Source organism: Virgibacillus halodenitrificans JCM 12304 (genome assembly GCF_001310895.1).
GTDB lineage: Bacteria > Bacillota > Bacilli > Bacillales > Amphibacillaceae > Virgibacillus_Q > Virgibacillus_Q halodenitrificans.
Genome location: NZ_BAZS01000009.1, coordinates 1 through 22,878 on the forward strand (window position 1 = coordinate 1; position 22,878 = coordinate 22,878).

Below are 22,878 nucleotides of genomic sequence, written 5' to 3' on the forward strand. Positions count from 1 at the left end.
ATGGGAAACAAAGTTCGGAAAATTGATCTTTCGAAAAGTATAAGGGGAAGGTTATTAGAAAGCTATCTCATTAAAGTTTGATACAGAAAAAGATATAGATAACTTATCCGTAAATATTGGTAGGCTGGCAATCACGGATAATTCTATAGCACCTTCAGAAATAAGAAAAGCAACATTTGACGAAATCATGTTCGAAGATTATGCACATGCAGAAGCCCGTATTTACTGGGAACGCACCCGAAATGCTACATTATATACTATTCATCGGGTAATGGAAGATGGAACCAAAAAGTTTATTGGAGCAACTCCTAATAATGCTTTTTATATTCCTCCATTTGAAAAAGATGGAAAGGAAGATAATTTTGATTTTGAAATTACACCAATCTCTGAAACAGGTGTAAAGGGACCTGTAAAAGAACTTCAATTTGACTGGACCATTCCGACCAATACAGCTGAATTCGTCGATAGAAAAAACAGGGGAAATGTTGCTTTAAACCAACCAGTGGTTTCAAATGTAGATGTGGAAAACGATGGTCCGGTCAATAAAATTAATGATGGAGTTATTACATTAAGTAAATGGGCTACAAAAGGAACATCAAGTAAAACAGATCCACACACTGCCACCATTGATTTGGGAGAAGAGAAGGAAATTAGCCGTTGGGTTGTCCACCACGCAAACGCTCCTGGAGCCGGAGAGAGCCCCTTGATGAACACGGTAGATTTTAAACTGAGATATGCAAAGGATGATGGGTTACCGTTATTGAATGGTGATACCTCCGAAAGTAAAGAACGGGTAAGTAAAATGGAGTTTCTTAATGCCGATTCAGTGACAGATAATAGACTTGATGTCACAGATAGAAATTTATCGGAACCGATCAAGGCTAGATATATTCAGTTATATGTCACAAATTCTGATCGGTCGCAATGGAAAGCAACTAGGGTATATGAATTTGAAGCGTATAAAGAAAAATTCAATCCACGGACAGAACCGATTAACATGCAGTTTGTAAAGGCGAAAAATAACAAAGATGCTGATGATGTTGTTCTTGTAAGTGAAGTTACGGAGGGTGATAAAGTTAACCTCTACAGTGATATAGATTCTAAAGAAGTATTAGCTAGTAAGGTTGCTCCGGAAAGTGGATTAGTAAAATTTACAGAATTAGACTTTGGGACCGACAGAGGGAGAATTTATTATACAGTAAAAAATAAGAACTATTTGGAGAGTGTTAAAAGAAGTGTGCCATATGGTGCTGAAACTGGTGAAAAAATAGAGGTACCGCAAAAAGAAGATATATCTCTAAAGCGTTCATTAAAAGGTAATCAACCTTCTTATGCTAATAAATATGGGGTCTTAACATTGAAGAATCTACCAGACGGTGTCCGTGCTGAAGTGTATACAAGTGAAGATCAACTATTCCCTGATTTATTATCTGCTCCTGCTAGAAACGGGGTTATCGTGCAAGAGCGTATACCACTGGAGGAAAAGAATGGTGAAATTTACATTGAGTTAGTGAAAGAAGGAGTAAACAATTCAGATCGTTTTACCGTTACCTATGAAACGGACAAGTTGTCAGGAGATGTAACCGGGTTGAAAGATATCATTTTCGAGTATGGCAAACTTAAACAAGAAGATTACACCTTAAAATCATGGGAAGATTTTAATACAGCAATGAAGGAAGGCAAAGAAATTTTGGCCAAAGATACTCCAGCAGTAGAGGAGATACTTCGTATACAAGATGAAATAGAGTCTAAAGCCTCGGATTTAAAAGAGAGAGAGGCATTTATCAATTCAGGAATAGATAACTTAGATGATGAACTGGAAATAGCTTATGAAAAAGGTCATATTACTAACCATGGGATCTTTAATAGTTTGCTAAATAAGGCAACCAAGATTCAACAAGTTAGTGATAATAAGGTAGAAGTGATAAATAGATTGAAAGCACTTGGCAATCAAGTTCGAGCACAATCCGGTAAAAAAGTAGATGAAGTGTTCGCTGAAGGGTATTTAAGTTTAATTGAAGATTTAAAGAATGAGATAAAGAGATAGTATTGAAGAAATGACATTGTTAAATATGATTAAAGCTCTGTAAAGAAAATTCTTTGCAGAGCTTTTATGTTTTTCAATAAGTGATGCCGCACCTTCACCCCTTTAGAACCATTCTTTATCCCACATCCCTGACCTTCCATACCCACCAAATCAACACAAATTGTAACGGCAAACGTAGCCATAGAGCATACTCAGAGACACTAAATTTTTCTGGTGTGAATGCCATATAAATGTTTACAGGGAATACGAGTACTAGAAATATGGCAATGAAAACCCCGGCAGGTTTCCTCGTGAACGGGTTTAATAGAGTGATTGCGAGTAAAATTTCTACTACACCTGATACATAGACAATGGCTGTGCGGAAGGAAACCCATTCTGGCATAGCAGCTATGAAGAAGGAATCTAGTAAAAAATGTCCAATTCCTGCAAGGATGAAGAGGGCGGCAAATAAATATAGTGCAATTTTTTTCATGTGGTATCCTCCTGACTTGTTGCTCGTGTTTATTGTAACATGTGTAGAATATGGGTGTGCTTGAGGGGGCCTGATACTTGCCGAATTCTAGAAAATACTATTTCTTTAATAATAAAATAGAATTGCATATAATGGTTTTAATAGGAGGTGAATAACGTGCAAAAACATGAATTAAATGAGATTCATCATGCTTTAAAAAAATATTCAGGGGGAAATAACAGGGAAAATTACTGAACTTGAGGAACGAATGGATGAACGTTTTGAACGTCTTGAAACTAAATTCAATAGCACAAGAGCAGAACTAATAGAGACACAAGAAACAGTGGACTTTCTCTCCAGTAAAACTGTGCAACACGAGAAGAAACTACGTAAATTCCTCAATCAATAACATTCCTACCAGAAGCTTTTTTTAACGTTGAACTTATGTAAGCAATCATTGATGATCAGATTCTGATGTGGCTCTGCTTTTTAATACCTCACCACTATAATCGTCTCAAACATGAAGAAAGGGGCATGGACGGTTTAAAATCCTTTGTTCACTTAAAAGAATTCATTCAGCACCTTATGTCTACGTCTTCTTTTTGTTTCTGTTTCTGTTTAAGTATGGCCCACTTTTTAGAACACTTTTAGGTACTCTTTTGGCCCTCTATTAGGCACATTTTTACACCTTCTCACTAGCCACGATTATCGTTTCTACTTTTTTAAAAAAAATACCCACTATTTATGCCCCCATTCTTTATTTTCCTACGATATTAGATATAAAAGCATTTCTTTAGAAGGTAGAAGGATGGATTATTTTAAACAGCCATGAATTTCCTGAAAGAATTGATTTGGAGCCCATTTCAGTTCATGCATGGTCACTTTGGTTTACTTTGGACTGCTATGGCGAAAGTCTTTTGCTGCGTGCTTCCAGGCTCCAGGTCAAGACAGTGTTATTTATGTAGGCGCGAAACGAATTTATCAATATAGTTTCAAGTGATCGTAACCATTCTGCAGCCTACCCTATGGTTCAATTATAAACGTATCTAGAGGGAATGGAGAGTAATTGTGAACTGCAAAATGAACCACAAGATGAGCCACAAAGTGAGCCCATTAATTAAACATAAATAAAACTAAAATAAAAGAAAAGAGAAGAAGCTGCTGCTATCGTTCGTATCATACAAAAGTCCTGAATTTTAAAAGATAAGCGTTCATTTTCTAGGCAAAAGGATTTGTTTGTTACGAAAGCAATTCTCTCCCTTGCTTTCTTGCCTTATACTATTGGTATAGGAAATATAAGGAAATAGTTGGGAGGGGAAGCATATAAAAGTTCTCAACGTGGAGCAATTACATAATGGATTGGATCAGACGGTAAAAGAGGTTAATGACTTCGGACCTCAAGTCAAAGAATTAGAGCAGCGTATGCAAGCATTAATAAATTTAGAAGATTCTTTTCAGGGAAAAGGCGCCCAAGCGATCAAGTCTTTTTATGAGGAAGCTCATATACCATTTCTGTTGCTGATGGAAGGAATGCTGACTGATTTTACAAAAACGATCGGTCAAATCAAGTCCTCGGTGCAAGCGTTTGAATCGAATAAAAAGGGCGTCATTCATGAGCAATTTTTACAGGAGAATGTGGAGCAGGGACTTACAATGGCGGAAAGTGTTACACTATCTTTAACAGATGAAGCCAATGCGCTCATCGATGAAGTCAAGGATATTGTGGTCCTCCCGGAGATCCAGGAAGAAGATTTTCGGCAACGGATCAAGCAGTCTCGTAATCAAGTGGATCATACTCTGGAAAATCTGTATGCCCTCGACGAGGAAAGTACGGGCAAGCTAGAAAAGATGGACAACGATCTCCAGACGATGAAAACCTATGTAGAGAAAATTTCCGGGTTGTTTCAAAATGGGGATTTGAGTGTTGCAGATTATGAGGTGAAGCAGCTAAGTACGTATGATTTTCATCAGGAGCTGGTGGGAGCGGTAAAGGAAAAGGCGAAACAAAATACGTTTTCCTTGGATGTTTTCCTGGAATGGGGCGGGAAGAAAGTCCTTTCCCGTTTTGGTTCCCTTGGTGATGTTGCCATTGCCTATATCCAGGAAAAGTTCTCTATGCGGACAATGGATTACAGTGTCCGAGCAATGAAAGCAGTGCTTGCAGCGACAGGCAGCCACATTACAGCAGCTGAATTTACGACAGTAAAAGATCAGGTTGTGAAGGAAGTAGCCGTTTCCGATTACAAATCGGAATGGCAGGGCACCTACCTGACCTTGGCTAATGGCCGAATTTTACGGAAGTATACCGACACCGCCGGAGAAGTGCAGTATCAGTTTGTGGAGGAGATACCGGAGAGTCGGGAGCAAAACGCCTTTATGAAAACAATGGACACCTTTGGGGAAATTGGCCAAGACGTTTGGGATGCTGCCGGCCAACGTGCAGACAAGATGACAGATTCCTGGTATGATTTCGGTAATTACATTACGTTTGGCGCTTTTGATACGGGAAAGGGCATGTATGAAGGATACATGCACCGAGCTGATAAGATGTTCGATTCGACGTATGATTTGTTCAATGCCTTTTCCTTTGGCGCAGGAGATATGATTCAGGGAGCAATCAATCCTGAGGAAAACTTTTCAAAAGAGCATTGGCTTAATAGTATCGGTCTTGCGGGAATGGTGGTTGGCGCAAGAGTACCTGCAGGAAGAGCTGGCAGTGGAACGAAAGCAACGGTAAATAAGGTGGAAGGAGCAACGAAGACTCCAGATGCTACTCCTAAAGCGAAACCGGACGCAGGAAAAATGACTATCCCAACCATCCAAACCCTCACAGGGAAGCTTAACTGGTTTAAAGCACATTTGCCTGAACTGCGGGTAGTTCAAGATAGTACGGGCGGGCAGCATTATGTGTTTAGTAAGCGTGGGGATGGGAATGGTAATCTTAGGGAATATAAAAATTATAAGTCAGTAGAGTATAATGGAAATACTAAAGTTAATGGAAAAGTTAGAAACACTAGCAGAAGGGTTTATCAAAGGAAAGACATAGATTACGAAAGAGTTGATCCAAAGACTGGCAAAAATAACTATCAATTAATGAAAAGTGGAAAACCACCAATTTGGAAAGATGGTACTAAAATAGAACTTCATCATTTAATTCAAAGAGAACCTGGATCCATGGTGGAACTCCCGAGTAGTATGCATAAGGAATATGATAGAATATTGCACGGTTTAGTGGAAAATGGCGGGAGTTTTAGAAATGATCCCGTTTTAAAAAAACAATATGAAAATTTTAGAACGAAGTATTGGAGATGGAGGGCTAAACAAATAGATATTGGCGAAAATTATAAGGGGGATTTTTAATGAATAAAAAAAAGCTAATTAATCTTATTAATGAAAATAAAGAACCAGATGATTTTACAGGAGGAGTAGATGAAAAGCAGATTAATTTAGTTCAGGATACTCTAAATTTAAAATTGCCGGAAAGTTATAAGTGGTTTTTAAGTAATTATGGATCTGGTGGTTTATTTGGAGTAGATATTTTAGGGATAGCAAAATCTAATATTGCTACTGTTATTATTGAAACAGAAAGTTATAGAAATTTGGGAATTAATGATAATTTAGTAGTTATTGAGGATATAGATGAATATGCTTATTGTTTAGATACAAGCAAAATGGCGAGTAATGAATGCCCGGTAATAGCTTGGGATAAACAAACAGGGCTGGATGACTACAATACCGCAGAAAATTTTTATGAGTTTTTATATCAAAGGCTACAGGATTGCAAAAGAAGCTTGGGAAGAAGATTTTTGATATAGTAATCGATTAATTTATATAGCTAACAATAAAGCACTTGCTTGTCTTATGAGGCAAACAAGTGTTTTTTTTTCGATACAAATAAAGTGCAAATTTCACATTTAATCATCTGTACTGTCTCCACCTTAATTTTTTTAAGTGTTGACGCGAGTGCGAATAAAACTTTTACTACACTATGAGAAAAAATTAAAACAAAAATAGACTTAGCATTACTTCTTGAATGGAAAAATACTAGAGAATATGGGTAGTAATTAGAGTACCTAAGGATACAGTATTAAATATTGGGAGGGCTGAACAACAGTTTACGTGAAGTATGGTTGGTTTGATCATAATTATAGATGAAGGAGACAAATGAGCTTCCAAATAGATAGGAGAAAACAATGGATAATCGTAAGCAATTACTTGAACAAATAAAAATAGTTATAAATAAAATTGAAAAGGAATATGGTAACGAATTAGATGATGGCATTTTACAAACTATATATATAAGATATAAGAACGCATTAGAAATATTAGAGAATGAAATGAACATAAATGAAATAAATATAACTGGAGGTGTAAGAGCATATATGGATAGTTATAGTGACTATCAAAATCCGCTATTAGGAGAAATACATATAGCTGAAAAAATGCTCAATGTATTAGTGTAAGAAGTTTGAATTTTAGTTAACTCTTATTTACGGCTTTATGTGATAAACATCACAAATAATTGATTTTTAAAATCAAAGTGTTATTATAGATATATAAGATTAGTGCTATTTACTATATCTTATTATGTGAAATAGTGATCAATTAAAATAATGGAGGATGATTTAGAATGAAAGTAGCGGTAATTGGATGTACTCACGCTGGAACTGCAGCGATTAATAATATATTGAAGCTTTATCCTCAGGCGGAAATTGATGTTTTTGAAAAAAATGATAATGTTTCTTTCTTGTCCTGTGGGATTGCACTTTATGTAGGTGGTGTAGTGAATGATGCAAATGGACTGTTCTATGCTTCTGTAGAACAATTTGAAAAGCAGGGTGTGCGTATGCATATGAATCATGAGGTGACTTCCTGTGATGTAAACAAAAAGCAGTTAGTGGCAAAAGATATGAAAACAAATGAGATCACAGCTGTGGATTATGATAAGTTAATTATTACTTCAGGTTCTTGGCCAGTAACACCACCAATTCCTGGCTCAAATTTGGAGAATGTATTGTTATGTAAAAACTTTGCACATGCCAATGAGATCATTGCGCGTTCTGCATCTGTGGAGAATGTTGTTGTTGTGGGAGCAGGATATATAGGGGTTGAGCTGGTTGAAGCATTTGAGCAAAATGGTAAAAATGTAACATTAATTGATAGTGAAGAAAGAATTCTCAACAGATATTTAGATGAAGGTTTTACAGCTCCTGTTGAAAAATCCTTCGAACAACGTGGCATTACGTTAGCACTTGGTCAGACAGTATCTGAGTTTGCAGGAACAGATGTCGTGGAAAAAGTGATTACCGATCAAGGCGAGTATAAAGCTGATTTAGTGGTTATGTGTATTGGATTTAGACCGAATACACAGCTCTTCAACGGCCAGGTTGATATGTTAGGTGATGGTGCCATTGTTGTGAACGAATATATGCAGACAAGTGTAGCGGATGTTTATGCAGCTGGGGACTGTTGTGCGGTGAATTACAATGCAACCAAACAGCCGGCTTATATTCCGCTTGCAACGAACGCTGTCAGAATGGGCACACTTGTGGCGCATAATCTGGTGAAACCTGTATTAGCACATCCTGGAACACAAGGTACTTCCGGATTGAAAATTTATAACCATAACATTGCTTCAACAGGATTAACAGAGCGTGCTGCAGAGATGTCAGGTCTGTCTGTAGATAGTGCATATATTGAAGATACGTCTCGTCCGGAATTTATGCCGGAAAATGCGTTGATCCAATTGAAGCTAGTGTATGAAACAGACACATACCGTATTGTTGGTGCCCAGGTGATATCTGACACTGATTTCACACAGGCGATTAATACAATTAGTGTTTGTATTGCTAACAATATGACCATTGAACAACTGGCTTTAACTGATTTCTTCTTCCAGCCACATTTCAACAAGCCTGTGAACTATTTGAATCAGGTAGCATTGGAAGCAATGGCAAAGGAAAACGCGAAAGCAGCTGAGGAATTGAGTAAAGAGCATGCTGTGTTGGTTTAGAAAAATGGGCTATTGATGTAGAAACACCCGTACTAGCGAGTGGGAGACTCATCGTAACTTTCAAGACATGAAAGATAGATAACTTAGCATGAAAAGCGGACAGTGTCGTACTGTCCGTTTTTTCATGGGATAGAGGATAATGCATACGTTAAAGAAAACTATGCGAACTAAGAAATCACCAAACCTTGCACTTAGTCATTGAAGTTAATATTCCAACATATACGTACATGCTGGTTTCTGTAACGTAGCTCATTCCTGCTTGCCTATTTCTTCCTATTCACTAACTTTGACATTATAAACTCTTAGCCAGTAATCAATTTGGCATAAATGAGCAATGAGCTGTGGGCCAGTCATGAGCTGTCCATACCAGGGTTCTGTGAATTCTTTTCCTTCGCTTTCAACGAGAGCTTCAACTCGCTCCCGTTTGATAAACTCAAATAATCTGGAGTTGGGGTCTGCGAGTATTTCTTTCATCCACTGGACAACCTGACGGGTATATTCAGGGTGGAAGGTTTTCGGATAAGGACTTTTCTTTCGATATAAAACATCGTCAGGCAAAAGTCCTTCCAATGCTTTACGAAGAATTCCTTTCTCTCTGCCATGCAAGTTCTTTATTTCCCATGGGATATTCCAAACATATTCCACCAATTTATGGTCTGCGAATGGAACTCTAACCTCCAGGCTGGCACCCATACTCATTCGATCCTTGCGATCTAATAATTGTGCCATAAACCAATGCATGTTTAAGTAGAACAATTCTCTTCGCTGGGCGTCTTCTTCGCTTTCCCCAGCTAAACGTGGTGTCTCCTGAATGGTTTCTTGATAACGATCCAGGACATAGGATTTGAGATTTAGCTTCTTTTGCCATTCCGGGTGTAGTAAATCGATCCTCGAATCTAATGATTTCATCCATGGGAAAGTCGCTTCTTGATCGCTTAAGTTGTGAAACCAAGGATAGCCTCCAAAAATTTCGTCTGCACATTCTCCTGACAAACTAACGGTTGTATGTTCTTTGATTTTCCGGCAGAGCAATAATAAGGATGAATCAATATCTGCCATCCCAGGTTGATCTCGGAGCTCCACAGATTTCTTTAATGCATTTGCCAGTTCCGTTCCGGATATTACAACATGATGTTGGTTGGTAGAAAATTGGTCAACAACTTTTTCGATCCAAGCATGATCACTAGAGGGCTGGAATTTACTCTTTTGAAAATATTTGTCGCTACCTTCGAAATCCACCGAAAAAGTTGATAATGTGCCTTTGTCGTTTGCTGCAAAATAATTTGCCGCAATTGCGGTGATTGCGCTTGAGTCTAATCCACCAGATAAGAAAGTGGATATTGGAACATCTGCAACTAACTGACGTTCAACAGCATTGACAAATAAACGTCTAACTTTTTCTGCTGTTTCTTCTACGGTGTCCGTGTGTGCATGACTTTTCACATTCCAGTATCGCCAGACATCTAACCCATTTGTGGAAAAGGTTAATGCATGACCAGGGCGAAGTTCCTTCAACCCTTTGAAGATTCCGTGGCCCGGTGTTCTTGATGGTCCTAAACCGAATATCTCTGCAAGGCCAGTAACATCGACCTCAGCAGTAACAGCATCATGGGCTAAAATGGCTTTTAATTCTGAACCGAAAATAAAGCTTTCATCGTTTTCTGAGTAAAATAATGGTTTAACACCAAGTCGATCTCTAGCCATGAAGAGTTGTTTTCTATCCGGATCCCAGACCCCAAAAGCATAGATCCCATTTAAGTAGTTGACACAATCTTCTTTCCACTCGAGATAGGAAGCGAGTAGAACCTCTGTGTCGGATGAAGTTGTAAAAGCATGGCCTTTGCCTGATAATTCTTTTCTTAATTCCTCTGTGTTATATAATTCTCCATTGTATACAAGTGTATAAGTAATGGTATCCTTTTCCTTGTGCATTGGCTGCTTCCCGCCTTCAAGGTCGACAACGGCAAGTCGTTTATGCCCAAAGGCAGCGTTTTTACATGCCCATACTTGTGAATCATCCGGTCCCCTTGAAGTCAACGTATCTGCCATTCTTTGAACTGTTTGCTTTTCCTTCCGAACATCCTTTTTCCAATGAACGATGCCAGTGATTCCGCACAAAATATATCATCTCCTTCGCATTGTAGTAATTAATGGAAGTTATCATATGCAGCAAGATGGGATTTTGCCACAATTAAAAAGGTATGGCGGCATCTTGTTATTTATGTTGAAGGTCACTATGGGCTATTGCTTATTGGAACCCCTGCAGTCTTGAATAAAATTGTTTCACGAACCTGTAAAACAACTCTTCTGATGGCGCAAGTGTTCTTTCTTTTGGTTTAATGATTCCAACTGTGCGGCGAACCTCCGGGATTTCCAGAGGAATCTTAACGGTCATTCTTGGGGTGGATTCGTGAAAGGTGCTCTCTGGTAAAAGGGTGACTCCAATGCCAGCGGAGACGAGACCCTTAATTGCATCAAGGTCTTCTCCCTCTGCAGAAACAGTTGGTGTAAAACCTGCTTGCTTGCACGTGTCCAACATCATTTTTTTCAGGATGTACCCATTAGGAAAACTAACAAAGTCATCTTTTTTTAAGTCGCTAAGGTAAAGGCTATCTCTTTCTGCTAACGGGTGATTTATAGGAAGTAATGCCAGGATGCTTTCAGTAAATAAAATATGGGAAGCTATTTCCGGTTCACTCTTTGGCAGGGGTCCAAGGAATGCTACACCCATCTCTCCTTTTTTTACGGAATCAGTTAGAAAATGATAGGAACCCTGGCGTAGATGAAACTTGATATTCGGGTGTGCCTCCTTAAAAGCAGAAATAACACTTGGCACGAGATGTGTGGACAAGCTTGTTGGGAAGCCAATCTTGATGATCCCACGCTCAGGGTCCAGAAAGTCATCAATTTGTTTTTTAGCATGTTCAATGGCCTGCATAGCAAGCTTTGTATGTGTATAAAATGTTTTCCCAATCTGGCTTAATTTAATATTTCTGCCTTCCCGTTCGAACAAATTCACACCAAGTTCTTTTTCCAAGTTGGTAATTTGTCTGCTTATCGCCGACTGTGCAACATGTAAATGGACAGCCGCCTCCGAAACATGTTCCCGTTCCGCCACTTCCATAAAATAACGTAATTGGCGCAATTCCATATGCCATTCCTCCTTATCTATATCAAAAACGTATTAATTCTATCTAAATTATATATTGTTTCGAACGATTTGGAAATTTATAATTACCAATATAAAGATTTAACAAAAAATGGAGGGATATATAGTGCATTATAATCAGATACCGAAAGCACAGGGTTTGTATAATCCAACCTTCGAACATGATGCATGTGGCATTGGCTTGTACGCACATATTCATGGTGTGCCGAATCATGACATCGTAACAAAAGGCCTTCATTTGCTTTGCCAACTTAATCATCGGGGTGGAAGTGCTGATGAAACTTTAGGAGATGGAGCGGGATTACTAGTGCAGATCCCTGATATCTATTTTCGTAAGGAATGTCCTGAAATGAATTTGCCCGAGCCAGGACGTTATGGTGTTGGGATGATTTTTTTCTCTAATGATATGGATCATGAGGAATGGGAAAATGAAATTAACTCACTTATCAGGCAGGAAGGTCAGGAGGTACTAGGCTGGAGAACAGTGCCTGTCCATGTTAAAGATATTGGAATCGAAGCACAAAAAAGCTGTCCAACTATTCGCCAACTATTTATTGGAGCAGATGTTGCTCATAAGGATAATATGGATTTTGAACGGAAATTATATGTGATCCGTAAGCAGATTGAGAAATTGGTAGTTGAGCAGGGTGGGCATATTTATTTTTCCAGCCTCTCAAGCAAGACAATTGTTTATAAAGGCTTGTTACAGCCTGAACAACTGAATTCCTTTTACACAGATTTGCAGGATCCGGATTTTGAATCTGCCTTTGCGCTCGTTCATTCCCGCTTTAGTACCAATACATTTCCAAGCTGGGAAAGGGCACAGCCAAATCGGTATTTAATGCATAATGGAGAAATTAATACATTACAGGGAAATATGAATTGGATGCGGGCACGTGAGAAACAATTTGTATCCGAAGCGTTTGGTGAAGATTTAGAGAAAGTACTTCCTGTTCTGGATACAGATGGAAGTGACTCTGCCATGTTGGATAATGCACTGGAATTCTTAATTCTCGCAGGTCGGAAGCCGTCACATGTAGCTATGATGCTTATACCGGAACCGTGGGAGAACCACCCGGATATGTCAGATGATAAAAGGGCTTTTTATGAATACCATAGCTCTCTGATGGAACCATGGGACGGCCCGACGTCTATTGCCTTTACCGATGGAAAGCAGATTGGTGCTGTATTAGATCGGAATGGGCTCAGACCCGCACGATATTATGTTACAAAGGATGACTATTTGATCTATTCCTCGGAAGTGGGCGTTATTGAAGTGAAGGAGGATCAAGTTCTTTACAAAGACCGACTAAGTCCGGGGAAAATGCTGCTACTCGATATGGAAGATGGGCGAATTATTTCAGATGAAGAGATAAAAGAAGAATTAATAGATGCAAAGCCGTACGAAGCATGGCTGGATAAACAGCAGGTGATGCTACCGAACAAGGTGGAGCAATTCGAAAGGAACCCATTAAATAATTTGGTGAAAAGACAGAAGGCATTTGGTTATACGTACGAAGATGTTCACAAGTATTTAATCCCATTAGTAACAGAAGAAAAAGATCCCATTGGGGCGATGGGAAATGATGTTCCATTAGCGGTTTTATCCGATCACCCTCAATCCTTATTTGCTTATTTTAAACAATTATTTGCTCAAGTTACCAACCCTCCCATTGATGCTTATCGCGAGCAAGTGGTCACTTCAACCATAACAATGCTTGGTCCAGTTGGAAACATTCTCCAAAATGATGAAAAAATTTGCCGCAGATTGAAGCTTACTACACCTGTATTATCCAATCGTCAATTCCGTTTATTACAGTTGAACCACTATGAAGGTTTTGAGTCCCGTACCATTGATATATTATTCCATGAGGATTTGGAGCTTGCCTTGGAGCAGCTGTTCGAGAAAGCGGAAAAGCTAATTGCAGAGAGTGTGCATATCCTCATCCTCTCCGATCGGAACATGGATGAAAATAATGCAGCGATTCCTGTTCTTCTCGCGGTAAGTGCACTGCATCAGTATCTCGTTCGCCAGGGTAATCGGATGAAGGTAAGTATTATTGCTGAAACAGGAGAAGCCAGAGAAGTACATCATTTTGCAGCACTTATCGGTTATGGTGCGGATGCGATTAATCCTTACCTCGCATATGCAACATTAAATAAAGCAATTGAAGAGAACCATCTGCAACTGAGTTATAAACACGTGATCAATGTTTATATAAATAGTATTACAGAAGGCATTGTCAAAGTAATGTCCAAAATGGGTATTTCCACAATTCAAAGTTATCGGGGAGCGCAAACGTTCGAAGCGATCGGCATTAGTAAAACAGTTATTGATCATTATTTTACAGGTACAGCTTCTCAGCTTGGTGGTATTGGACTGGATACAATCGCTAAAGAAGCTTTGATGCGTCATAAACTAGCTTATGAAAATAATTTGGACACTTCGTTGGATGCGGGGAGTGATTTTCAATGGAGAAAGATGGGAGAGCATCATGCGTTTAATCCGAAAACCATCCATACACTTCAATGGGCGTGCCGCGAGGTGATTATGAACTCTTTAAACAATACTCCCACGCAGCCAATGAAGAGCGACTGAATTTTTTGCGGAATTTACTTGATTTTAAGGACAGGGAATCCATTCCTGTAGAAGAAGTCGAACCAGTTAGCTCTATTGTTAAACGATTTAAAACGGGGGCAATGTCTTTTGGTTCGTTAAGTAAAGAAGCACATGAAACATTAGCGATTGCTATGAATCGAATTGGAGGAAAAAGCAACAGCGGTGAAGGTGGAGAAGATCCGAAGCGTTATGCCCCTGATGCAAATGGAGATTTACGGAGGAGTGCCATTAAACAGATTGCATCCGGACGATTTGGTGTAAAAAGTCACTATTTGATTCATGCAGATGAACTCCAGATAAAGATGGCCCAGGGGGCAAAACCTGGAGAAGGAGGACAGCTGCCCGGGAATAAGGTGTATCCATGGGTAGCTGATGTGCGTGGATCAACCCCGGGTGTTGGTCTCATTTCACCACCACCACATCATGATATTTACTCGATTGAGGACCTGGCGCAATTAATTTATGATTTAAAAAATGCCAATCGGGAGGCACGTATCAGTGTGAAACTCGTTGCTAAATCAGGTATTGGTACGATTGCGGCAGGTGTTGCTAAAGGAAAAGCGGATGTTATTTCCGTAAGTGGCTATGACGGAGGTACAGGCGCTTCACCGAGAACGAGCATTAAGCATACCGGACTTCCATGGGAACTGGGTCTTGCTGAAACCCATCAAACGCTAATGTTAAATAACTTGCGCGAACGAGTGGTTTTGGAAACCGATGGCAAGTTAATGACCGGAAAAGATGTGGTGATGGCTGCATTGCTTGGTGCTGAAGAATTTGGGTTTGCAACAGCACCACTTGTTGTCCTTGGATGTGTCATGATGCGGGTATGTCATAAAGACACTTGCCCCGTTGGAATTGCTACCCAGAATCCCGAGTTGAGGGAAAAATTTATGGGAAATGCGGATCATGTTGTCAACTTCATGCATTATATTGCACAGGAAGTCAGGGAAATAATGGCGATGCTAGGATTTCGGACGATAGAAGAAATGATTGGCCGGACAGATATATTGACGATCAGTGAACGGGCTAAAGTGCATTGGAAAGCAAAGGACCTGGACTTGTCTACATTAATTTACCGTGTGGATGGGGGAAGAACCTGCCAAACCAAGCAGGATCATCAGCTTCAGCGCTCTCTGGATGAAAGTGCTATATTACCGATGGTTCTGTCAATCATTGAACAAAATGAAAAAGTGGATATCACCTATAACATTAAAAATACACATCGTGCCGTTGGAACTATTACAGGCAGTGAGATTACGAAGCGCTATGGGGAAGAAGGGATGGTTGAAGATGCGATCACATTACGGTTCAACGGTTCAGCAGGTCAAAGCTTTGGTGCCTATGTACCTAAAGGCATGACTCTCCGTTTGACAGGAGACGCCAATGATTATGTTGGAAAAGGACTTTCTGGCGGAAAAATAATTATTTCTTCCCCACCGGAAGCAAAGTCTGCTGAATCAGGCAATATCATTATCGGCAATGTTGCTCTTTATGGAGCAACAACTGGAGAGGCTTATATTAACGGATATGCTGGTGAACGGTTTGCAGTTCGTAATAGTGGTGCAAATGCAGTGGTTGAAGGAATAGGTGATCATGGCTGTGAATATATGACAGGAGGTCGTGTTGTCATACTGGGAGATGTAGGAAAAAACTTTGCTGCAGGTATGTCTGGTGGTATTGCTTATATTCTTACAGAGGATCCGGAGAAATTTGATGTGTTATGTAATAAAGAGATGGTTGCCATTGAGACAGTGTCAGACCCAATGGAGTTGGAAGAAGTAAAACGATTAATTCAAAATCATTATCACTACACTGCTAGTCAAAAAGCCCGTTTCGTTCTGTCTCATTGGAATGGATCCATGCAGAAATTAGTGAAAGTGATACCGAGAGATTTCCGGCATATGCAGGAACAAATACAAACATATAAGAATGCTGGGATGAGTGATAGAGAAGCAGCGTTGCATGCGTTTGAATTAAAAAAGAAGAATGCAGTTGGTAATCAGAATTTAAAAACGTCTACCGTTGTTCCATTATAAGAAGGTTTAGAATGGTATAGCGTCGATGGGTTCATACGTCCGGTGTGAAAAGATCGGAACTTATGAAAGGAGCGGTACTATGGGGAAATTAACAGGGTTTATGGATTATGCAAGAGAGGAAGTGGAGGAGCGAGAGGCTCGACATCGGATCAGTGACTGGAGAGAATATAAGGCGCCCTTTTCAGATGAAACGCTTAAAAGGCAGGGAGCGCGGTGTATGGATTGCGGGACCCCTTTTTGTCAAATTGGAGAAGTGCTCGATGGGGCAACAACTGGTTGCCCGATTTATAACCTCATCCCGGAATGGAATCACCTTGTGTATTTGGAAAAATGGGAGGAAGCACTGGAACGGTTGTTGAAAACAAATAACTTTCCTGAATTCACTGGCAGGGTATGCCCGGCACCTTGTGAAGGATCTTGTACCCTTGCTATTGCTGATCCAGCTGTGACGATAAAGAGTATTGAGCGTACGATTATTGATAAAGGATTTGAAAACGGATGGATAGCATCAAGAATGCCACGGAATCGAACAGGCAAATCTGTTGCGATTATTGGTTCAGGCCCTGCCGGATTGGCCAGTGCAGATCAGTTGAATCAAGCTGGTCATATGGTGACTGTTTATGAGCGGCAGGATCGAGCCGGCGGTTTACTAATGTACGGAATCCCAAATATGAAACTGGAAAAAGAAGTCGTGGAGCGTAGGGTTAGGCTTTTGGAGGAGGAAGGCATCCAGTTTATTTTAAACACGGAAGTCGGTATAGACATTCATGCCGATGAATTAAATGAAATGTATGATGCTGTCATCCTTTGTACAGGAGCCTGAAGCAGCGGGATCTTAAGGTGGAGGGGAGGGAAGCAAAAGGGATTCACTTTGCGATGGATTATTTGACTTTATCTACGAAAAGCCTCATAGGGGCTGAGGAAGAAGACCTGGAATGGATTGATGTAAAAGGGAAGGATGTCATTGTTATCGGCGGAGGAGATACCGGTGCGGATTGCATAGCGACAGCACTTCGCCAAGGATGTAAGAGTGTTGTTCAATTTGGCAAGCATCCGAGGCTTCCGACAGACAGAACTCCAAATAATATGTGGCCAGCATATCCGAATGTATTCACAGTGGATTATGCCCACCATGAAGCTACAGCTACATTCGGTCAGGATCCTAGGAACTATTCGATTCAAACAAAACGATTCGTTTCAGATAAGGATGGACAGCTGAAGGAAGTGCATACTGTCCAAATGAAGAAAATAAAAGAAAAAGATGGAAGTATCTCCTTCCAAGTAATCCCTGGTACGGAGAAGGTTTGGCCGGCGCAGCTTGTGTTTATTGCTATTGGATTTGAAGGAACTGAGCTTGGGTTATTACAACAGTACGGCATTGATACAAACCATCATAAGGTGAAGGCGACGTATGGGGATTTTACTACAAACAAAGGGAATGTTTTTGCAGCTGGCGACGCGCGGCGTGGACAAAGTTTAATTGTCTGGGCGATTAATGAAGGGCGTGAAGTTGCTCATAAAGTAGATTCCTATTTAATGGGAAATTCTGTACTGCCATCGTATTTGAAAGGATAGCAAAGAAAATTAGAATTCTTAGGAGGCAAAAATATGGGTGTAACATTATCGAAGGAACAAATACGCAAAAAAATGGATGAGGAAAATGTGCGGTTCATCCGCCTGCAATTTACCGATATGCTTGGAACCATTAAAAATGTGGAAATTCCATTAAATCAACTGGAAAAAGCGTTGGACAATAAAATGATGTTTGATGGATCCTCGATTGAAGGCTTTGTACGAATTGAAGAATCTGATATGCTTTTATATCCTGATTTAGATACATTTGTGGTTTTTCCATGGACATCAGACAAAGGGAAGGTAGCACGCTTTATTTGTGATATCTACAATCCGGATGGAACACCATTTGAGGGGTGCCCACGCTATAATTTGAAAAGAAACCTTAAGAAAATGGAAGCAATGGGTTTTTCTGCATTTAATATTGGAACAGAGCCGGAGTTTTTCCTGTTTAAATTAAATGAGAATGGTGAACCAACCTTGGATCTGAACGATAAGGGCGGCTATTTCGATCTTGCCCCAACAGATTTGGGGGAGAACTGTCGTAGAGAAATCGTTCTTGAATTGGAGGAGATGGGGTTTGAAATTGAGCTTCCCATCATGAGGTCGCTCCTGGACAGCATGAGATAGATTTTAAATACGCAGATGCGCTAAAACACGCGGATGATATTCAAACATTTAAGCTGGTAGTAAAAACGATAGCCCGCAAGCATAATTTGCATGCTACATTTATGCCAAAACCTTTATTTGGTGTGAACGGCTCGGGCATGCATGTGAATATGTCCTTATTTCAAGAGGGCAAAAACGCATTCTTTGATTCACATGGTGACATGCAATTGAGTGAAGTGGCCTACCAGTTTACAGCTGGTATCATAAAGCATGCAATTCATTTCACGGCAGTAACAAATCCCACAATCAACTCATATAAAAGGCTTGTCCCTGGGTATGAAGCACCATGCTATGTTGCATGGTCCGGTTCGAACAGAAGTCCCCTCATTCGTATTCCATCTTCGAGGGGATTAAGCACACGTATTGAAGTACGAAGTCCTGATCCCTCGGCCAATCCATATATGGCCTTGGCGGTGTTGCTTGCAAGTGGACTTGATGGCGTAGAAAACAAGCTGACACCTCCAACGGCTGTGGATCAAAATATCTATACAATGAACAAATCAGAACGAATTAAAAATGGCATCCGCGATTTGCCAGCAACCTTAATGCATGCATTAGAAGAGCTGGAGCAGGATGAAATTATTAAGCAAGCACTTGGTGAGCATCTACTGGAACATTTTGTGGAAGCCAAGCAGATCGAATGGGATATGTTCCGTACAACTGTTCATCCATGGGAACGGGAACAGTATCTGTCTAATTATTAGTTTTGTATTATATATAAACATGGAGGAGTACGGAGGAGACTCACATTTTGATATAACATAATTTTTTGAGAAGGTCGCTTTCGTAGAGCGCCTTTTCTTTGTGGAAAAGTTGCAATTTTGGAAGCTGAATAGTCTCTCTCCTATTGTGTGTGACAATTAGGATGTCATCAATAATAACTGAATTAATTAAGTGTAAATAAAGGGAAATGTGAAAAGCCTTCCAAAAGGAAATATAAAACCTTTTGGAAGGCTTTACTTTTTTAGTTAACCTCCATGCCCTTCGAATTTTTAAGTTTATTCATTTCTTCTGTTGCAGAAATAATAGATAGAAATAGTAATTTAAATCTAGGGATTAAGCTGTCAATTACCAAATATTCCTCTTCACTATGCCATTTACCACCGACAGGCCCCATTCCGCATATAGTAGGAGTCCCAAGCGAAGCTACAAAACCGGCATCTGAAGCGCCTTTTTCATGTTTTTCAGAAACGTTCAGGTTTAATTTCTCTGCGGATTTTTGAACTAATTCAAATAGAGTGGCGACACCATCATGCTTTTCCATTGGTGGGATTCCTTCACCACCTTTTAATTCGCTAATAGTACCGTCTATAAAACTAGTGTTGAAAATAGAAATAAGCTGCTCTTTAACATTTGCGAGATCATTGGAAGTAGGATAGCCAACATGTATAGTGCCGTTTACTTCTGCTGCAACAACGTTAGAGTTTGTACCACCATGAATTGTCCCGATATTTACGCTTATGCCTTTTTTTGTATCATTCAACTTTTGGATTTCCACAATTTTATAACCTAATTCCTCTATTGCACTGATACCTTTTTCTTTAGCTACACCAGAATGAGACGCTTTTCCGTTGATGCTAAAGTTAAAATGAGCTGATCCTTTCCGTTTTGTTACAACTTCACCATTCGGTCTTCCAGATTCTAGTATAAATGCAGCATTAGCTTCCCGGGCTCTTTCTTTAATGAGTCTTCTGGATATGGGGGAACCATATTCTTCATCTGGTGTAAATAATAATTCTATATCGCACGTTTCTATACCAAACTTTTTTATAGTAGCCGCAATATAAATCATACTGACTATTCCTGCTTTCATATCTGACACACCTGGGCCATAAACGTTTGTTTCATCCTTGTGAAATTTATGTGTTTTTTCAGTGTTAGGCGGGTGGACAGTATCATAATGACCAAGTAAAAGAATTTTTCCAGGAATAGCCCCTTTAATGTTTGCGATGAGTTGATCACCATATTCATCTAGCTTTTTTCGAGTGTAATCAATATTATATTTCTTGAGATTATCAGCGATTAATTCAGCTGCTTTATTAACATTATCCTTATTGTGGGTGTACGTATTAATATCTACCAATCTATTTAGTAAATGAAATATCTCTTTCTCATTACTTTCAATAAATTGTAATGCCTGTTCTACTGCCATGTGTATCCTCCTAGCTGTAAACTAATTATTATCAAATTGTTTTTAATATCTCCAGATTATCTACAGTCATTAGTCTATCTTCGTTTTCTATTTCCTTTATCATGCCTAATAAGCTACAAGTCAATGGAGTAGCTATATTGTGCTTTTTAGCGAGTTCAATAACTGGTTCTAGATAATAAGGGACTTCTGTTTTTCTTTTATGGATTTTCAGATCTCTCCAAAAACCCGTTTTAACTTTTTTATATGTGAGTAATCTATTAATATGTTTATCAAACTGTGAGTTTATTTTTGTCCAATTCCTTTGTTCCTTTGGATAAATTAAAGAAGGTACCCAATCATCAAATTCCTCTGGTTCTACACCCTCCTGATGAGCAACAACAAGTGCTTCTGAAGCCAGTTCAATCAGCACTTCTCTATTTTCAACAGGCTTCAGAACATCTACTATTCTTTCATCTGTTAGAGCGGTTGCTATTAGAACAGAAGCATAAGACATTTTTCCCCATAGGTATCCTTGTATATTGGAGGTTTTTTTTGCATCTCCCCAGTTCAACAACTTTCGATGAATAACTTCTAAGCGATTTGTAAAAGAACCATCTAATTCGCCTATATAAAGGCTTCCTGCACCTCCATATTTTATATGCCCTGGCCCTATATAATCTGAAAATATATTTACAAAACTCCCGATTGTTCTATCGACACCTATTAAATTGGCAATTACTTGCTCACAAAGTCCATTTTGCAAAGATACAACCATAGATTCATTATTTAATTTATTTTTTATCTGAAGAATTGCAGTTTCGGTGTGCTGTGCTTTGACTGCTAGAAAAACTATATCTAAATATAGATCCATTTCCATAAATTCTTCCATCGTAACAGCATTGATCTGGGTAGTGAAATCTTCTGTTAGCGCTTCTACTCGTAAACCGTGTTTATTTATCCTTTGAATATGTGCCTCATTAACATCCACTAATGTAATATTTTCACCTGATTTTGCGAGGTACCCTGCGATAACCCCACCTATAGCACCTGCACCAATTATTGTGATAGCCATTTTGAACACCTTTTTTCGTTATATATTCCATCCCATTCCATAAACACCGGGAAGTGTTAATTCTCTTTTTAATTTTTCGGCTGCTTGCTTAGCCCAGTGTGGGTTTTTTAATAGACCCCTGCCAATAGCAACCATATCTACCATCTCATCTTTAATTACTGAATCTGCAATAAAAGGAACTTCTAAGCGGCCCACACCTATTACAGGTACAGTACAAATATCTTTTATCTGTTTTCCAAGTTCAATTTGATAGGCTGGAAAAACTTCAGGCCGATTTGGATCGTTCCCTCCTGAACTCACATCAAATGCATCAACTCCCAAACTTATAAAATCAGGGATATATTGGAGGATATGGTCAATATTATAGCCGCCTTCACTATATTCCTTACCAGATATTCTCATAATCAATGGCATATCTTCAGGTATGTTTTTTCTAACGGTACATATTACCTCATTGGCAAACCGCCCATAATCACCGTATTCATCTTTTCTGTTATTACTTAAAGGCGAGAGAAATTGATGGATCAAATAACCATGGGCACCATGAATTTCAATAGCGTCAAAACCCGCCTTAACAGCAAGTCTTGCTGATTCACCAAAATAATCAATGATATTATGAATGTCCTTTTTAGTTAGTTCTTTTGGTGTACTATACTTGTTAGAAAAAGATATTGCAGATGGAGCGACGGCTGTCTCATCACTAATTTCAGATTTCCGGCCAGCATGCGCTAACTGTATGCATACTTTAGCTCCTTGATCTTTACAAAAATCAACAATCTTTTTATATGCAGGGACTTGATTCTCTGACCAAAGGCCAAGACAATTTTCTGTGATTCTGCCTCTTTTCTCCACATTTGTCATTTCAATACATATAAAACCCACTCCTCCAATCGCTCGCGAACCATAATGTATAAAATGCCAGTCAAGTGGATATCCATCTTTGCCTTTATATTGGCACATCGGGGACATCATAATTCTGTTTTTAAGTTCTAATTTGTTTATTTTAATAGGGTGAAATAAACCTACTGCCATTGTCATTACCTCCAGAAGATTTCTTTGTGATCTCAGCCAAGTTCTCTAATGTTGTAAATTCTA

General features: G+C 39.3%; 11 protein-coding genes and 4 pseudogenes. 9 read left to right on the forward strand and 6 right to left on the reverse strand.

Annotated elements, in window-relative coordinates:
* Positions 1-160 precede the first annotated feature (160 nt).
* The gene (locus tag JCM12304_RS06825) at positions 161-2,047 is read left to right on the forward strand and encodes a discoidin domain-containing protein (protein ID WP_440130097.1); all 1,887 of its coding nucleotides are present in this window, start codon (positions 161-163) and stop codon (positions 2,045-2,047) included.
* A gap of 115 nt (positions 2,048-2,162) precedes the next feature.
* On the opposite strand, the gene JCM12304_RS06830 is transcribed toward JCM12304_RS06825, so the two are convergent.
* Positions 2,163-2,519, reverse strand: coding sequence for a DoxX family protein (locus JCM12304_RS06830; protein ID WP_060679279.1), 357 nt, complete (start codon positions 2,517-2,519; stop codon positions 2,163-2,165).
* A gap of 247 nt (positions 2,520-2,766) precedes the next feature.
* On the opposite strand from JCM12304_RS06830, the gene JCM12304_RS19970 reads away from it, so the two are divergent.
* The 5 genes and pseudogenes from JCM12304_RS19970 to JCM12304_RS06850 all read left to right on the forward strand — a co-directional run bounded on the left by JCM12304_RS19970 (position 2,767) and on the right by JCM12304_RS06850 (position 8,511).
* Positions 2,767-2,907, forward strand: a complete 141-nt coding sequence (locus tag JCM12304_RS19970) for a hypothetical protein (RefSeq protein WP_256200778.1) — start codon at positions 2,767-2,769, stop codon at positions 2,905-2,907.
* Positions 2,908-3,836: 929 nt separating this feature from the next.
* The gene (locus JCM12304_RS19005; protein WP_082387998.1) at positions 3,837-5,858 is read left to right on the forward strand and encodes a T7SS effector LXG polymorphic toxin; all 2,022 of its coding nucleotides are present in this window, start codon (positions 3,837-3,839) and stop codon (positions 5,856-5,858) included.
* Positions 5,858-6,308, forward strand: a pseudogene (locus JCM12304_RS06840) (SMI1/KNR4 family protein). Before JCM12304_RS19005 ends, JCM12304_RS06840 begins: the two are co-directional and overlap by 1 nt.
* A gap of 383 nt (positions 6,309-6,691) precedes the next feature.
* Positions 6,692-6,961 (forward strand): lipase chaperone, encoded by a 270-nt coding sequence (locus tag JCM12304_RS06845; protein WP_060679281.1) that lies wholly within the window; start codon positions 6,692-6,694, stop codon positions 6,959-6,961.
* Between the two features lie 167 nt (positions 6,962-7,128).
* Entirely contained in the window at positions 7,129-8,511 is a 1,383-nt protein-coding gene (locus JCM12304_RS06850) for an FAD-dependent oxidoreductase (protein ID WP_060679283.1), read from the forward strand.
* A 273-nt stretch (positions 8,512-8,784) separates the two neighbouring features.
* Here JCM12304_RS06850 and asnB read toward each other — a convergent pair whose 3' ends face one another.
* Both asnB and gltC read right to left on the reverse strand, forming a co-directional pair.
* A complete protein-coding gene (gene asnB, locus JCM12304_RS06855) occupies positions 8,785-10,629 on the reverse strand; it encodes an asparagine synthase (glutamine-hydrolyzing) (protein ID WP_060679285.1) in 1,845 nt (614 codons plus the stop codon).
* 130 nt (positions 10,630-10,759) lie between these two features.
* Positions 10,760-11,662, reverse strand: coding sequence for a glutamate biosynthesis transcriptional regulator GltC (gene gltC / locus JCM12304_RS06860; protein ID WP_060679287.1), 903 nt, complete (start codon positions 11,660-11,662; stop codon positions 10,760-10,762).
* 124 nt (positions 11,663-11,786) lie between these two features.
* On the opposite strand from gltC, the pseudogene gltB reads away from it, so the two are divergent.
* The 3 pseudogenes from gltB (at position 11,787) to glnA (ending at position 19,284) form a co-directional block, all read left to right on the forward strand.
* A pseudogene (gene gltB / locus JCM12304_RS06865) lies at positions 11,787-16,339 on the forward strand (glutamate synthase large subunit).
* A 79-nt stretch (positions 16,340-16,418) separates the two neighbouring features.
* Positions 16,419-17,914, forward strand: a pseudogene (locus JCM12304_RS06870) (glutamate synthase subunit beta).
* Between the two features lie 33 nt (positions 17,915-17,947).
* A pseudogene (glnA, locus tag JCM12304_RS06875) lies at positions 17,948-19,284 on the forward strand (type I glutamate--ammonia ligase).
* A gap of 260 nt (positions 19,285-19,544) precedes the next feature.
* Here glnA and JCM12304_RS06880 read toward each other — a convergent pair.
* Genes JCM12304_RS06880 through JCM12304_RS06890 form a run of 3 tightly spaced genes read right to left on the reverse strand, consistent with a single transcriptional unit; the run spans position 19,545 to position 22,815 of the window.
* Positions 19,545-20,732: a M20 family metallopeptidase gene (locus tag JCM12304_RS06880; RefSeq protein ID WP_060679289.1), complete on the reverse strand. Its 1,188-nt coding sequence runs from the start codon at positions 20,730-20,732 to the stop codon at positions 19,545-19,547.
* 31 nt (positions 20,733-20,763) lie between these two features.
* Entirely contained in the window at positions 20,764-21,783 is a 1,020-nt protein-coding gene (locus JCM12304_RS06885; RefSeq protein WP_060679291.1) for a ketopantoate reductase family protein, read from the reverse strand.
* Between the two features lie 18 nt (positions 21,784-21,801).
* Positions 21,802-22,815 (reverse strand): NADH:flavin oxidoreductase/NADH oxidase, encoded by a 1,014-nt coding sequence (locus tag JCM12304_RS06890; RefSeq protein WP_060679293.1) that lies wholly within the window; start codon positions 22,813-22,815, stop codon positions 21,802-21,804.
* Positions 22,816-22,878: the final 63 nt, after the last annotated feature.